15 protein-coding genes and 1 tRNA gene are annotated in these 14,777 nt (G+C 39.7%); 14 read left to right on the top strand and 2 right to left on the bottom strand.

Going from position 1 to position 14,777, the window contains the following annotated elements:
- From fabG to NT145_00165, 7 genes are all read left to right on the top strand, one after another.
- A partial coding sequence (fabG, locus tag NT145_00195) for a 3-oxoacyl-[acyl-carrier-protein] reductase (protein MCX5781118.1) occupies positions 1–726 on the top strand: 726 nt, incomplete at its 5' end.
- A gap of 173 nt (positions 727–899) precedes the next feature.
- Positions 900–1,142, top strand: a complete 243-nt coding sequence (acpP, locus tag NT145_00190; protein ID MCX5781117.1) for an acyl carrier protein — start codon at positions 900–902, stop codon at positions 1,140–1,142.
- A gap of 30 nt (positions 1,143–1,172) precedes the next feature.
- Positions 1,173–2,417, top strand: coding sequence for a beta-ketoacyl-ACP synthase II (fabF, locus tag NT145_00185; protein MCX5781116.1), 1,245 nt, complete (start codon positions 1,173–1,175; stop codon positions 2,415–2,417).
- On the top strand, positions 2,407–3,081 hold the full coding sequence (rnc, locus tag NT145_00180; protein MCX5781115.1) for a ribonuclease III: 675 nt from the start codon (positions 2,407–2,409) through the stop codon (positions 3,079–3,081). Before fabF ends, rnc begins: the two co-directional genes overlap by 11 nt.
- Positions 3,082–3,104: 23 nt before the next feature.
- Positions 3,105–4,265, top strand: coding sequence for an acyl-CoA dehydrogenase family protein (locus NT145_00175; protein MCX5781114.1), 1,161 nt, complete (start codon positions 3,105–3,107; stop codon positions 4,263–4,265).
- A 65-nt stretch (positions 4,266–4,330) separates the two neighbouring features.
- Complete coding sequence (locus NT145_00170; GenBank protein ID MCX5781113.1) at positions 4,331–5,116, top strand: electron transfer flavoprotein subunit beta/FixA family protein; 786 nt, start codon at positions 4,331–4,333, stop codon at positions 5,114–5,116.
- 134 nt (positions 5,117–5,250) lie between these two features.
- On the top strand, positions 5,251–6,483 hold the full coding sequence (locus NT145_00165) for an electron transfer flavoprotein subunit alpha (protein MCX5781112.1): 1,233 nt from the start codon (positions 5,251–5,253) through the stop codon (positions 6,481–6,483).
- Positions 6,484–6,623: 140 nt separating this feature from the next.
- Here the strand turns inward: NT145_00165 and NT145_00160 are convergent.
- Together NT145_00160 and fusA are read right to left on the bottom strand one after the other, a co-directional pair.
- Positions 6,624–6,714, bottom strand: a tRNA-Ser gene (locus NT145_00160).
- A gap of 227 nt (positions 6,715–6,941) precedes the next feature.
- Positions 6,942–8,924, bottom strand: a complete 1,983-nt coding sequence (fusA, locus tag NT145_00155; GenBank protein MCX5781111.1) for an elongation factor G — start codon at positions 8,922–8,924, stop codon at positions 6,942–6,944.
- A 1,021-nt stretch (positions 8,925–9,945) separates the two neighbouring features.
- Here fusA and NT145_00150 point away from each other — a divergent pair.
- From NT145_00150 to NT145_00120, 7 genes are all read left to right on the top strand, one after another.
- Entirely contained in the window at positions 9,946–10,950 is a 1,005-nt protein-coding gene (locus NT145_00150; protein MCX5781110.1) for a 4Fe-4S dicluster domain-containing protein, read from the top strand.
- Positions 10,951–11,058: 108 nt separating this feature from the next.
- Complete coding sequence (locus tag NT145_00145) at positions 11,059–11,880, top strand: FAD/NAD(P)-binding protein (protein MCX5781109.1); 822 nt, start codon at positions 11,059–11,061, stop codon at positions 11,878–11,880.
- Positions 11,877–12,359, top strand: a complete 483-nt coding sequence (locus NT145_00140) for a 4Fe-4S ferredoxin (protein ID MCX5781108.1) — start codon at positions 11,877–11,879, stop codon at positions 12,357–12,359. The genes NT145_00145 and NT145_00140 overlap by 4 nt, the downstream gene beginning before the upstream one ends.
- Entirely contained in the window at positions 12,356–13,267 is a 912-nt protein-coding gene (locus tag NT145_00135) for an NADH-quinone oxidoreductase subunit H (protein MCX5781107.1), read from the top strand. The genes NT145_00140 and NT145_00135 overlap by 4 nt, the downstream gene beginning before the upstream one ends.
- 27 nt (positions 13,268–13,294) lie before the next feature.
- Positions 13,295–13,720, top strand: coding sequence for an NADH-quinone oxidoreductase subunit NuoB (nuoB, locus tag NT145_00130; GenBank protein MCX5781106.1), 426 nt, complete (start codon positions 13,295–13,297; stop codon positions 13,718–13,720).
- 8 nt (positions 13,721–13,728) lie between these two features.
- The gene (locus NT145_00125) at positions 13,729–14,121 is read left to right on the top strand and encodes an NADH-quinone oxidoreductase subunit C (protein ID MCX5781105.1); all 393 of its coding nucleotides are present in this window, start codon (positions 13,729–13,731) and stop codon (positions 14,119–14,121) included.
- 31 nt (positions 14,122–14,152) lie between these two features.
- Positions 14,153–14,777: nickel-dependent hydrogenase large subunit (locus NT145_00120; protein ID MCX5781104.1), on the top strand; the 625-nt coding region annotated here is incomplete at its 3' end.

Raw genomic sequence — 14,777 nt, 5'->3', positions numbered from 1 at the left:
ATTGCAGTTATTACGGGGGCTGCTCAAGGTATAGGGAAGGCAATTGCTGAAGCTTTTGCAAAAGAAGGGGCAAAAGTAGTTATATCAGATATTAATGGAGAGCTTGCAAAAAAAACTGCCGAAGAAATCAAACAAAAATTTAATATAGAGACTTTATCCGTCGATGGCAACACATCTAGTTTGAGTGATTGCGAAAAATTAATCCAACAGACACTTGACAAATTTCAAAAAATAAATATACTAGTCAACAACGCCGGGATAACCCGCGATAATTTGATATTAAGAATGACGGAATCTGAATGGGATTCGGTCATATCTGTAAACTTAAAAGGGGTCTTTAACTGCATTAAAGCTGTAAGCAAAATTATGATAAAACAAAGGTCAGGCAAAATAATTAATATTGCTTCCGTAGTTGGTTTGATGGGAAATGCGGGCCAAGCCAATTATTCTGCTTCAAAAGGCGGAGTTATAGCGTTAACTAAAACCTGCGCCCGTGAATTTGCTTCACGCAATATTCTTGTTAATGCGATCGCTCCGGGCTTTATAAGGACTGCAATGACCGATGCGCTTCCTGAGGAAGCAAAAAAGAAACTTTCTGAACAAATTCCTCTGTCACGCCTAGGTGAACCGGAAGATGTGGCCAGGGCAGCAGTTTTTTTAGCAAGCGATGATTCTTCATATATTACAGGACATACCATATCTGTAAACGGTGGTATGTATATGTAATATAATAGCGGTTAGCGTATAGCACATAGCGGATAGTAAATGACTTTTCCTTTGTTTCTTTATCCGCTAAACGCTGTCCGCTATACGCTGAGTAGCATGGCAGCTAAAGGCTGATAGCCCACGGCTTAGGGCTAGGAGTTGAAAGCTGATAACAAAATAAGGAGGAAAAGAAAATGGCAGAAGTAGAATCAAGAGTAAAGGAAATTATTGTTGAGCAGTTAGGTGTTGATCCGGCGGAAGTTACGACACAAGCTTCTTTTGTGAACGATCTTGGTGCAGATTCTTTGGATACCGTAGAATTAGTTATGGCTTTTGAAGAAGAATTTGGCTTGGAAATTCCGGATGAAGAAGCCGAAAAAATTCAAACGGTTGGCCAGGCTGTTGACTACATAAAGGGCCATCAGGGCTCAAAATAAGACAACAATAATATATTGGTTCAAATTTCTATGAAAAAAAGAATTGTTATTACCGGAATGGGTGTAGTATCGCCTATTGGAATAGGAAAAGAAGTTTTTTCTGAGAACTTGCGCAAAGGAAAATCCGGAGTAAGTTTAATAACTTCATTTGATGTCAGTGCTCATCCGACCAAAATAGCTGCAACAATAAAAGATTTCAATCCTGAAAATTTCGGGATTGAAAGAAAAAAAGCCAGGCACATGGCGCGTTTTACTCAGCTTGGCGTAGCCGCAGCTAAAATGGCTGTTGAAGATTCAGGGTTGGATCTTACAAGAATTGATCGGTCCAGGGTATGTGTTATTGCGGGCATAGGTATCGGAGGCATAGAAGTTATGGAAGAAGAACAGAAGAATTTACTGCAAAAAGGGCCAAGAAGGGTAAGCCCTTTCTTTATTCCGATGATGATAACTAATATGCTACCGGGAGAAATAGCTATTAAATTCGGTTTTACCGGTCCCAATTATGCGGTTACGAGCGCTTGCGCATCAGCAAATAACGCTATGGGAGATGTTTTGAGGTTATTGCGATATGGCGATGCCGACATAGCTATTACGGGAGGCTCTGAAGCGCCAATAACTCCTTTGAGCCTTGCCGGTTTTTGCAATGTTAAAGCTCTTTCCGAAAGGAATGATGCTCCCGAAAAAGCTTCACGGCCTTTTGATAAAAACCGGGACGGTTTTGTAATGGGAGAAGGCTCTGCAATTTTTGTTTTTGAAACGCTGGACCACGCCAAAAAAAGAGGTGCAAAAATATATGCTGAGATTGCTGGCTATGGGGCAAGTGATGATGCTTACCATGTAACCGCTCCTGATCCGGAAGGAAAAGCCGCTATCCAGGCAGTAAAAATGTGTTTAGAAGACGCGGAAATCAAACCTGAACAAATAGACTACATAAACGCGCACGGTACTTCAACCTCATTAAATGACAAGACTGAAACTCTGGTAATAAAAAAGGTTTTTGGCGAGCGCTCTTATAAAATCCCAATTTCATCTACTAAATCAATATTGGGACATTTACTTGGAGCTGCAGGCGCAATAGAATTGGCCGCAACGCTGGTCTGCATGGAAAAAGGATTTATCCATCCCACAATAAACTACGAAACTCCTGATCCCGAATGCGATCTTGACTATGTGCCAAACGTTGCCCGGCAGGCAAAAATAAATTTTGCCTTGTCTAACTCTTTGGGTTTTGGAGGGCATAATTCAACGATCGCCATTAAACGTTATGTTGAGTGATTTAAAGCAAGTACAAAAAATAATCGGTATAAAATTTAAAGATATCGGATTATTGAAAAGAGCGCTGACGCATAAGTCTTATCTCGCTGGAGCAACTTTAAACGAGTATAATGAGCGCATGGAATTTCTCGGGGATAGTATCTTATCCTCAGCTTCTGCGGATTTTCTTTATCACAAATATCCTGAACAACACGAAGGAAAACTTTCCCAGTTAAAATCCCAGATTGTTTCAAGTCAGAATCTGTCCAAATGGGCAAGAGGGCTTAAACTGGGGAATTTTATATATATGAGCAAATCGGAAGAAGCGAACGGAGGCAGGCAAAGAGACGGTCTTTTATGCGATACAATTGAAGCAATAATAGCTGCGATTTATCTTGATTCAGGCTATCAGGCTGCCAAAGATTTTATCCTAGAACATCTTTCCAAGCAAAAAAGAGTGATTATCAGCGATTCAAAAAGCAGGCTGCAGGAACGTATCCAATCCGAACACAGAACATTACCGGAATATAAAGTTATCAGTGAAACGGGGCCGGATCACAAGAAATTTTTTGAAATAGGAGTATATCTAAAGAAAAGATTACTGGGCTCAGGTGCAGGAAAGTCTAAAAAGGAAGCCCAGCAGGCTGCAGCAAAAAATGCGATAAAAACGATAACAAAAAAGTAAAAACAACTAATCCGGAGGCTCCGATGGAGTATTTTCTTACAGATGAACAGAAAATGATAGTCGAAATTGCTAGAAAAATTGCCCAGGAAAAAATTAAACCTGTACGGGAGCATTACGATGAAACAGGAGAGTTCCCTTGGCCAATAATAAGGGAATTTGCTCAAGCAGACCTTTGCGGTACATATATTCCCCAGGAATACGGAGGATTTGGACAAGGAGTATTTTCTTTAGTTTTATTAACAGAAGAGCTATGCAAAGTTGACGGAGGCATTGCTCTCGCTTTAACAGCTACTGCCCTGGGAACTCTTCCTATACTTATCGGCGGAAGCTTAGAGCAAAAGAAAAAATATCTTCCTGATATAGCTTCCGGTAAAAAATTGGCCGCTTTTGGCTTAACCGAAGCTGAAGCCGGTTCGGATGCTACTGGAATGAGAACTACAGCAAAAAAAGAAGGAGATTACTATATACTGAACGGAACCAAGTGTTTTATTACTAATGCCGGAGACGCAGAAATTTATACAGTTTTTGCTAAAACAAGCCCGGAAAGAGGCGCAAGAGGAATTTCGTGCTTTATTTTGGAAAAAGGCATGCCCGGATTTGATTTTGGGAAAAAAGAAAATAAGATGGGCATAAGAGCTTCTTCCACCAGAGAACTGATTTTTAATAACTGCAAGGTTCCTAAAGAAAATTTGGTGGGGAAAGAAGGCCATGGCTTGATTATTGCCCAAGCTACTCTTGATGCTTCCAGGCCGGGTGTAGCCGCACAAGCTTTGGGAATTGCGGCTGGGGCACTTGAAGAAGCTATAGCGTATTCAAGAACCAGAATACAGTTTGGACAACCGATATCTTCGTTCCAGGGAATACAACATATGCTTGCGGATATGGCAACAGAAGTTGAAGCTGCGCGCTGCCTGCTTTATGCCGCGGCAAGAATGATGGATGCCAATCCCGGTAAAAGAACAACAAAAGAATCAGCGATGTGCAAATTATATGCTTCGGAAGTAGCCATGAGAGTTACAACAAATGCGGTGCAGGTTTTTGGCGGATACGGATATATGAAAGAATATCCTGTAGAAAAAATGATGAGAGATGCCAAAATTACTCAGCTTTATGAAGGAACCAGCCAGATTCAGCGCAACGAAATCGCACTTGCTTTAATTAAGGAAGCAGCTGCTAAAAAATAGTGATAAGTTGTAAGGGGTAAGGGTTAAGTTAAAAAATATCAAGAACTAACGGAAAGGAAGTCAAAATGCAAATAATAGTCTGCGTAAAACAAGTTCCAAATACTACGAATGTACAAATAGATTCAACTACAGGGACACTTAAAAGAGAAGGTGTGGAATCTATCATAAATCCTTTTGACGAATATGCTATTGAAGAAGCGGTCAGGTTAAAAGAAAAAAATGGCGGCAAAACTACTGTAATTACAATGGGGCCACCCCAGGCAGAAACAGCTTTGAGGGAAGCTTTAGCCCGGGGCATAGATAACGCTGTACTCATTACGGACAGAGCATTTGCCGGAGCAGATACTTGGGCAACTTCTTACACTTTGGCACAAGCAATAAAAACCTTAGGCCAGTATGACCTTATTATTTGCGGGAAACAGGCAACTGACGGAGACACCGCGCAGGTTGGGCCCGGAATTGCAGAAATGCTTGATATACCTCATGTTGCTTATGTAAAGAAAATTGAGGAAATCAAACAGGATTCAATAAAAGTTGAACGCATGATGGAAGACGGCTATGACTTAATTGAAATGCCCTTGCCGGCAGTGATAACAGTTGTTAAAGAAATAAATACGCCAAGAATTCCTTCCTTAAGAGGAATGATGAACGCGAAAAAAGCCGAAATATTAAAATTGGATGCTGCAAAAATTAATGCAAAAAAAGAAAATATCGGTTTAACCGGTTCTCCTACTCAGGTAATGAAAATTTTTAGCCCGCCTCCGAGGCCGGGGGGAGAAAAGCTTAATGGATCTATTCAGGAAATGGCACAAAAGCTTGTCTCTAAACTTAGAAATCATCAGTTGATATAAAGCAGTACACAGATAATGGCAAGATTACACCGATTCACCGTCAATCATAATCTGTGTAATCAATTCTGTAATCAGTGTAATCAAGGGTCTGATATGTTTTTCAGCAGACCCTAAATAATTTCAGGAGCTGCTAGATGCCAAATCAAATCAATGTGCTTCCGGAAAAATGCATAGGCTGCGGAATATGTGTTGAAAGCTGCCCTTTTGGGGCTATTAGTTTAGTAGAAAGATCCGACAAAAAGATAAAATTAGCCGTAATTGATATGCATAAATGCACTTTTTGCGGCGCCTGCATTGAATCCTGCAAGAAATTCGGCGCTATCGTAATGGTAAAAGAAGAACCCATTAAACTGGACAAAAATCCTTCTCATTACAAAGGTGTTTGGATATACGCAGAACAAAGGCATGGTGAGATTTCTCCCATTGTGTATGAATTACTCAATGAAGGCAGAGTCCTGGCAGATAAACTAGGAGTTCCTTTAAGCGCTATATTAATTGGTGATAATATTAAATCCAAGGCTGATAATCTGATTCAGCATGGCGCAGATAAGGTTTATGTTTTTGATGATCCGGTATTCATTGAATTCCAGGACGATTCCTATAGTGATATTTTGTCGCATCTTGTAGAAACTGAAAAACCTGAAATAGTTTTAATGGGAGCCACAAATATCGGGCGCTCTTTTGCATCGCGTGTTGCGGCGAAAATTTATACCGGCCTTACCGCTGACTGCACAGCCCTGGATATTGACCCTAAAACGAAAAACTTGATGCAGACAAGGCCTGCCTTCGGCGGGAATATTATGGCAACCATTCTTACGCCCAGGCATCGCCCTCAGATGGCTACTGTAAGGCATAAAGTATTTAAACCGTCAAAAAAGGATGAAAACAGAAAAGGGGAAATTATTGTTCGTAAAATTGATAACAAAAAAATAATTAACAGGACCAAATTTTTAGGATTTATTAAGGATACTTCATCTAAGGTTAACCTTGCAGATGCCAATATTATATGTTCAGGAGGCAGGGGGCTGGGTAATCCAGAAGGCTTTAGGCTGATTGAAGAACTCGCTGAATGTTTGGGCGGGGCTGTGGGGTCTTCACGGGCTGCGGTTGACGCGGGCTGGATACCATATTCTCATCAGGTAGGCCAAACCGGCCGGACAGTGGCTCCAAAAGTCTATTTTGCATGCGGGATTTCAGGTCAGATTCAGCATCAGGTTGGAATGAGCGCCGCAGATGTAATAGTTGCAATAAATAAGGATCCGGAATGCCCTATGATGAAAATGGCAACTTTTGCTTTGGAAGGAAACTTATACGAAATCATTCCTTGGATAATAAAAGAGGTAAAAAGATCGCGCTGCGAAGCATAAAGTAATACTTTAAATATAATTTAAAAAGCCTTCTAAAATGAATACGTTTTAGAAGGCTTTTTTGATGCCTAGCCATTGCGTCCATGAACCACTCACTGTGTTCGGGTATTCATGACTCGCCATGTACCCTACGTGGTACATGGCGGAAGGGGAGGGATTTGAACCCCCGGTCCGCCAAAGGCGGACACTGGTTTTCAAGACCAGCGCCATCAACCACTCGGCCACCCTTCCTTAGTCGCGCCTGAACAAGTTCAGGCTTACCCTTGTCAGTTGAAACTGACAAGGGATTGTTTTGCTCCGAAAGGAATTGCTCCGCAAAACGCTCCCCAAGAGGGAACCTTAGGTTCCCTCATTCATCGGCGCTTCGCTGAACTCCTTCCTAAAAGGAAAAAGAAACATTCAAAGATCTTTTGTTACTAAATTAACTAAAAATATTTTGCTTAAAATCAACAATAATTCTATTTTTCTTCTTCTACAGTTTTGGATTTCTGAAAGTGATCAATTATGGGCTTGGTAACTTCAAAAGGGGCTTCTTCATAAGTTGAAAATTTCATATTAAACCTGCCGCTCCCTTTTGCAAGAGATCTTAAATCAGTAGAATATTGAAACATCTCAGCTAAAGGGACTTTTGCTTTGATAACTTCTTTTCTTCCGGATTTATCCATACCGATAATTCTTCCTCTTCGGGAATTTAAGTCTCCCATTATGGCACCCATATAGTCGCTGGGAACCCTTACTTCAACATCCATAATAGGTTCAAGAAGGACAGGTTTTGCTTCTCCGACAACTTTTCTTAAAGCTATGGCGCCGGCAATCTTAAATGCCATATCAGAAGAATCAACTTCATGGAATGTGCCGTCAAAAACGGTTACTCTGATGTCAATAACGGGATAGCCGGCTAAAACTCCTTGTTCCATAGCTTCTTTAACGCCTTTTCCAATAGCCGGAATATAGTTTTTGGGTATTACTCCGCCGACAATTTTATCAACAAATTCAAAACCCTTGCCTCTTTCTAAGGGCTCAACTTTTAACCAGCAATCTCCGTACTGGCCTCTGCCGCCGGACTGTCTTTTATATTTTCCTTGTCCTTCGGCTTTTCCGTGTATTGTCTCCTTAAACGGGACTCTAGGCGTATTTAATTCCACTTCAATGTTATATTGAGATTTTATTTTACTTGCGATAATTTCCATTTGCATACTACCCGTGCCCGAAATTACTATTTCTTTAGTTTCAGGGTTAAATACGTGTTTAATTGATGGATTTTCAAGCATTAATATTGAAAGAGCGTTCCCGAGTTTTTCGTTTTCAGCCTTAGTTTTAGCGGTTATGGAACGGTCATATAAGGGTTCGGGAAAATCTATATGCCTGATTTCAGGGCTGTTTTTTTCTTCGCACAAAGTATCATTTGTGCGGACATCCTTTAGTTTCAGCAAAGCTACAATATCTCCCGTATCAACTTCGGTTACATCGGTTCTCTTTTTTCCCTGTATCAAAGAAATTTGGCCTATTCTTTCATTAGTTTTTTTGGTGTAATTATATACATCTTTTCCTGCCTGAAGTTTTCCGTTGAAAACTTTTACCATATTTATTCGTCCCATTCCCGGCTCGCTTAAAGTTTTAAAAACTAAGGCATTCAGTTTTGAATCTTTCGAATTAATTTGCGGGGAAGGAAGATATTCAACTATAAAATCCATTAATTCCTTGATTCCGATGTTTTTCGTTGCGCTTCCGCAAAGCAGGGGGAATGCTTTTCTTTCCAATATTTCCTTTTTCAAAGTTGCTTTTAATTTTTCAGGAGATATTTCTTTTCCTTCCAGAAATTCTTCGGTGAGAGAATCGTCCCCTGAGGAAATATCTTCAATCATGGTATTTTTAAAAGGGATGTCTTCTTCGGGTATTTTTTCATCTAAAAGATTTATATCCGCAGAAAAGCTATTCCCGGTTGAGTCAGGGACTTCCAAATCAACAATATTGCGGCTTAACTTTTCTTTTAAAAAAGCAAGGATAACCTTAAAATCAAGATTTTCTTTGTCAAGTTTGTTTAGAAATATAACTGTGGGAATGTTTTTCGATTCAAGATATTCCCAGATGTCTTCAACTATAGGAGTTACTCCCGTATCAGCGCTTATAACAAGTATCGCTGCTTCACAAATTGTTAATCCGGCATAAAGCTCGCCTGAAAAATCGGCATAGCCGGGCGCAGTCAAAATATTTATTTTTTTTTCTTTATGTTCAAGAAAAGAAACGCTTAAGTTTATTGATATTTTCCTTTTTATTTCTTCGTCAGTATAATCGCAAACAGTATTACCTTCCTCAATTTTACCTATTCTATTTATAATATTTGCATTGAAAAGTATTGATTCTGCGAGCGATGTCTTACCGCTTCCCTGGGAGCCGACTAAACAGACATTACGTAAATCCTGAGTGTTATAATTTTTCATATAATAACCTCCGAAATTTCTTTTTTATCCGCCTTCGCATTCATTTAAGGACATAAGTCCGTAGATGTCATGCCCCAGGCAGATCAGCCTAGGGCTGAAATGCGAAAAGGGTAATCCCCGCCGCGGCGGGTCAACAATGCGGCGAATAGCCGCGCTGCATTGATGACACGTCTAGCGCGGGCGGATGTGCTTCGGCGCCGCGCCTGCCGGCGGGCAGGGATTTCGCCGGAGAAACCAAAGATATTATGGTCGTAAGACCAAGTGCTTCATATATTATATAATTTTTTTTAAATGAGCAAATGCTAATTCCGCGCTAACCTTCGTTCTGCTAAAATTAGCCTATCTGAGCAATAGGCAAAATACAAATTTATCTTGACAATTCCCCGTCCGCCGCGGCGGACTACGGGGTCACCTATAACTTCTCCCTCGCTCGCGGTTCGACTATGCTCACCGCCCTGAGTAAAATCGAAGGGCAGGCTCGGCCCAAAGACCTACCCTTTGAAAAAGGGAGATTGTCAGCCCAAGGCTGACCCGCCGTGGGCGGGAGAGGGATTTGACAGTAATAAATCTTCCTCACAAGCAGTTCGGTCCAAAGACTTTTCCCCTGCCCCTCTTTGCAAAAGAGGGGTACAACTGATACCCCGTCCGCCCTGGGCGGACTGTGGGGAGGTTCATTTAACTTTAAGGGATTATATAAGTTTTTCTTAAATAATGCCAAAATTATTTTTTTAAAATATACCCAAAAAAATCAATCAAAATTATATATTTTTGTTATAAATCTAATGTATTTTTAATGTTTCGGTAAACCCCGTTAGAGATAACGGGCGCTCCGCGAATAAACATGGCGGCATTACATCGCCATCTAACAGCATGATTTCAATCTGCCGACAGGAGTCGGCAGCCTTCTCTAACGGGGTAAATATGAATTATGCAAAATTGACACATACCTTATTTTTTTATAAAATCACTAAAACTTTCCTAGTTTTTTTCCAACACAAAATCTTATTGAAAAGAGTTATAAATGTCTCTTTATTACATTACCAATTCCAACTGGACACATTTTCTGCAAACCCTGTTAAGACAATTCAATACTTATGCCCCGATTAAACAATCTCCCGAAATATCATTCTGGCAAAGAATAACAACTGAAAATCTTTCCCAGATTGTACTGGACAGTTATAGAGTATTGCATCCAACCAAAGGATTTTTTTCCCCGGTAAAAGAAGAAGTTACAACCGAACCCCAAACTAAAAAGACAATAATTTTAGGGCTTAAGGGCTGCGATCTCGGCCATATTAAAACTTTGGATGCCATGTTTTTGGGAGGAAAAATTAAGGACCCTTATTACGAAAACAAGAGAAAAAATACCATTCTAATATCTTCTGATTGCGAAGAATATGCCCCAAGCTGTTTTTGCACTTCTATGGAAGGCAAACCCTATCCTACTGAAGGTTTTGATATGAATTTAACTTCTCTGAGAGGCGGATTTCTAGTTCAGGCCGGAAGCTTAGTGTGCGAGAACTTGATTCTAGACAGAAAAAGGCTTTTTCAGGACCCGCAGCCGTATCATCTTAAAGAAAGGGAAGATATTAGGAACAGGATGACTCAAAGCGTTATGCAAAATAATAAGGATTTTACGTGGGATAATCCCCGCAGCATAGTTCAGAATAATTTTGATTCACAGCAATGGAAAGCTTTCGTTGCCCCGACCTGCGTGGAATGCGACGCCTGCAGATTTATTTGCGGGACCTGCTATTGCTTTATAATGGCCGAATCCAAGAAGAAGTGGGAAAGAACTCGAACCTGGGATTCCTGCCAGTCGGCTGGCTACGGCAGAGTGGCCGGAGGAGCAAATCCTCGCAAAACAAGATTTGAGCGTTTAAGAAATTTTTATATATGTAAACTTTTCTACAGGCCGGAAAATTTTAATTTTTATGCGTGCACGGGGTGCGGAAGATGCATAGATGTATGCCAGGGTAAAATAGATATAAGAAAAAGCCTTCAAAAAATTATTATGGAGCCGTAAACCCCGCGAGATATTTTTTTTAAACATATCAGCGGGTGTTTAATTAAAGCGGAATTGAATTCTTAAAAAATAAAAGTATTTAGATTTTCTATCTTACGGAATAAATAAATGTTTAAAAGCCCTTATAAACTCATACCTGCAAAATTGGAAGATATAATAGAAGAATCTCCCGTTATAAAAACATTTGTAATAAGACCGGGCGAGAAATTCAGTTTTTCAACCGGACAATTTGTTGAATTGGCAATACCCGGCTCAGGCGAAGCGCCATTTACGCCTTCCTCTTCACCGATAGAAACAGAAACCATTGATATTACGATAATGAAAGCCGGCCGCTTAACAAGCCAGCTTCACAATCTTTCTCCGGGTGCGACGCTAGGATTAAGAGGCCCTTACGGAAACGGTTATCCGGTAGAAAAATTTTATGATAAAGAGGTTCTTATTCTAGGCGGCGGAGTCGGCATGGCACCGCTGAGATCGTTTCTTTTAACTCTAATTTCTCAAATAAAGAAATTCAAAAAAATTATCCTTTGTTATGGTTCACGAACTCCGGAAGATATCATTTATAAAAAGCAGTTTGATGAATGGGAAAAAATAAAGGGGCTGGAAATTCTAAGAAGCGTTGATAAATGCACAATAGGCGCTTGGAATGAAACCGTGGGAGTAGTAACCTGCCTGCTTGATCAGGTGAAGGTTGATTTTGAAAATTCCGTTGCGGTTGTATGCGGGCCTCCCATCATGATGAAGTTTGGAACCATGAAACTTTTGGAAATAGGTTTTAAACCGGAAGATATCTATCTTTCCATGGAGCAGAATATGTCTTGCGGGATCGGCAAATGCGGCCACTGTCAGCTTGGTCCTTATTTTGTCTGCAAAGACGGCCCCGTATTTACTTATGACCAAATAAAAAATATTCCGGATCCTTTCGCATGAAAAAATTATTTATTGATTTGGAAAAATGTTATAAATGCAAAAAATGCACTGCCAAATGCAATTACTATTATCATCCGGATAATAACGGTTATGTTCGTCTTTTAGCTCTTGCTGCGCAGGAGCATGTATGCAGAAGGTGTGATAACGCTCCTTGCGTCGCTTCATGCCCTTGGGAAGCTTTAGAAAAAAGGGAAGACGGAATGCTGGACAGGCATTCTATGCGCTGTACGTCCTGCAAATCTTGTACAGTAAGCTGCCCTTTCGGAGTGATTTATCCTGAAATTGTGGAATATAAAACAACTATGTGCGATTATTGTTTTGACCGTTCAGATAATAATGTTCCTCCGATTTGCGTTACTACCTGCAAAGAAAATGCTCTTGAATGGACCGAAGTAAAGGAAGACCCGTCAAAAGAGATTTATGCGGTTAGAGGCGGAAAATATTTTGTCTACACTGTAAAGTGGAAAAAAGATAAATGATAGATTTTTTGCTGTATTTTTTTATTTTTCCGGGCTTTCTTTTTCTTACAGTTTCAGGAATGTTTGTATCCTGGATTGACAGGAAAATAAGCGCCAGGATTCAATGGAGAATAGGGCCTCCTTTATTGCAGCCATTGTACGATGTAATTAAACTGATGTATAAAGAAAGTGTTATACCGGATAAGGGCAATACTTGGGTTTTTGTATTGTCTCCTTTAATGGCTTTTTTTTCCATCATTCTTATTTCAAATCTTTTGATTATAACCTGGTTTAATCCTTATACGGGTTTTGTAGGGGATTTAATAGTTTTGATTTATCTTATGGCAATGCCTTCAATAGCGTCAATAATGGGTGCCTCGGCCTCAAATAATCCATTCGCTTCTGTTGGCGCCAGCCGTGAAATTAAGTCTATTCTCGGATATGAGCTCCCGTTCATTCTAAGTATAATCGTCCCCATTATTAAATCGAAAAGTGTTGCTTTAGGACATATTATTTTATCACAGCAGCAAGCAGTTTCCTATATTTTTAATTTTTCGGGGTTTTTAGCGTTTTTTGTCGCAATACTTTGCATTCAGGCAAAAATGGGTTTAATTCCTTTTGATACGGCCGAAGCAGAAACAGAAATAGTTTCAGGAAATTACATAGAATATTCTGGCCCTTTTCTTGCATTATGGAAATTAAGCAAAATGATGATGCTAATAATTGGGCCCTTGTTTATCGTAGCATTATTCTGGAGCGGGGGGAGCTGGTTTACAATACCAATAAAATATTCAATTATTATCCTGATTCTTTTTTTAATAAAAAATACCAATCCTCGTTTAAGAATTGATCAATCAATAAGGTTTTTTTGGGAATTTTTATTCTTAATTGCTTCTTTGGCAATTGTATTGGCAGTTTTAGGGTATTAAGATATAAAGACAATAATTTTATAAAATATGAGTTTCAAAAATAGAGTATTAACTAAATCGCTTTTTGTTTTTCACGCTGCTTGCAGCCCTTGCAACAACTGTGATATAGAAATTTTAGATGCTTTAACTCCAAGATTTGATCTAGAAAGGTTTGGCGTTCAGCTGGTTGGTTCGCCTAGGCATGCAGACGTATTGCTTGTTACCGGGGCTGTCAATAAAAAGGTAGTTCATAGAATAAAAAAATTATACGAACAGGTAGCAAAACCATGCTTCGTTCTGGCCATAGGCGGGTGCGCTTGCTCGGAAATCTTGTTCAAAGATTCATATAATACCTGCGGGCCTGTTGATAAAATAATCCCGGTTGATGTGTACGTTCCCGGATGCCCTCCGAAACCTGAAGCTATAATTTCAGGGATTCTTAAACTTATAGATAGACTGAACAAAAAAGGGTGAAAATTAAAATGGATATTGAAAAAGAAATAAAACTAAAATTTGCCGATAAAATAATTTCTTTAAAGGAAACTGAAAAGGGAAAAATTTATATTGATATCAATCCGGCTTATGTAAAGTTTTTCGCGGAATCATTTTTCAATGATTTTGGCCTTCGTTTTATAACCGCTACCGGAACCGATACTCGCAAGTATATTGAGATTATGTATCATTTTTCCGATGATTCTTCCGATAAAATATTTTCGTTAAGGGCTTTTATTTATGACAAGAAAAATCCTGCTATTGATTCAATATCCAACATTCTTAGAGCTGCTGAATGGATAGAGCGGGAAATTCATGAACTTTTAGGGGTAAATTTTATTGGCCATAAGAATTTAAGGCATCTTTTGCTTTCCGATGACTAGCCTGAAGGAAAATATCCGCTGAGGCACGATAATGAGTGAAGAAAAAAAATGTTTCATACCTATAGGGCCGTATCACCCGCTTCAGGAAGAACCTGAGTTTTTCAGGCTTCAAGTTGATGGGGAAAAAGTGATTGGCATTGATATTGAGCTTGGCTACGTCCATAGAGGAATTGAAAAAATATCTGAGGGAAAACATTTTGATCAGGGAATATTTGCCGTAGAACGTATCTGCGGGATATGTTCCACATCGCATCCGTTTGCTTATGTAAATGCAGTTGAGGACCTGGCAGATATTGAAATTCCTGAAAGGGCGAAATACATAAGAAGCATTATCGGAGAACTTGAGCGGGTTCATTCGCATCTTTTGTGGCTAGGACTCGCAGGCCATTTTATGGGATATAACACTCTTTGGATGTGGTCTTGGAAATACCGCGAGCCTGTATTAGATATTTTTGAAAGAATCTCGGGAAACAGACAGCATTACGGTATGATGAAAATCGGCGGTGTAAGACGCGATATTGAAAATGACGATATTCCTTGGATACTAAGAACTTTAGATTCTCTCTTAGGCCCTATAGATATGTTCAAAGGCGCTCTGCTGGATGATCCGGTAATACATGCTAGAACAAAAAGTGTTGGAGTTTTGACTGCGCAGG

This window comes from Elusimicrobiota bacterium, assembly GCA_026388075.1.
GTDB lineage: Bacteria > Elusimicrobiota > Endomicrobiia > Endomicrobiales > JAPLKN01 > JAPLKN01.
Note: the sequence above shows the minus strand (reverse complement) of the source record. Positions and strands in the feature narration are given on the sequence as shown.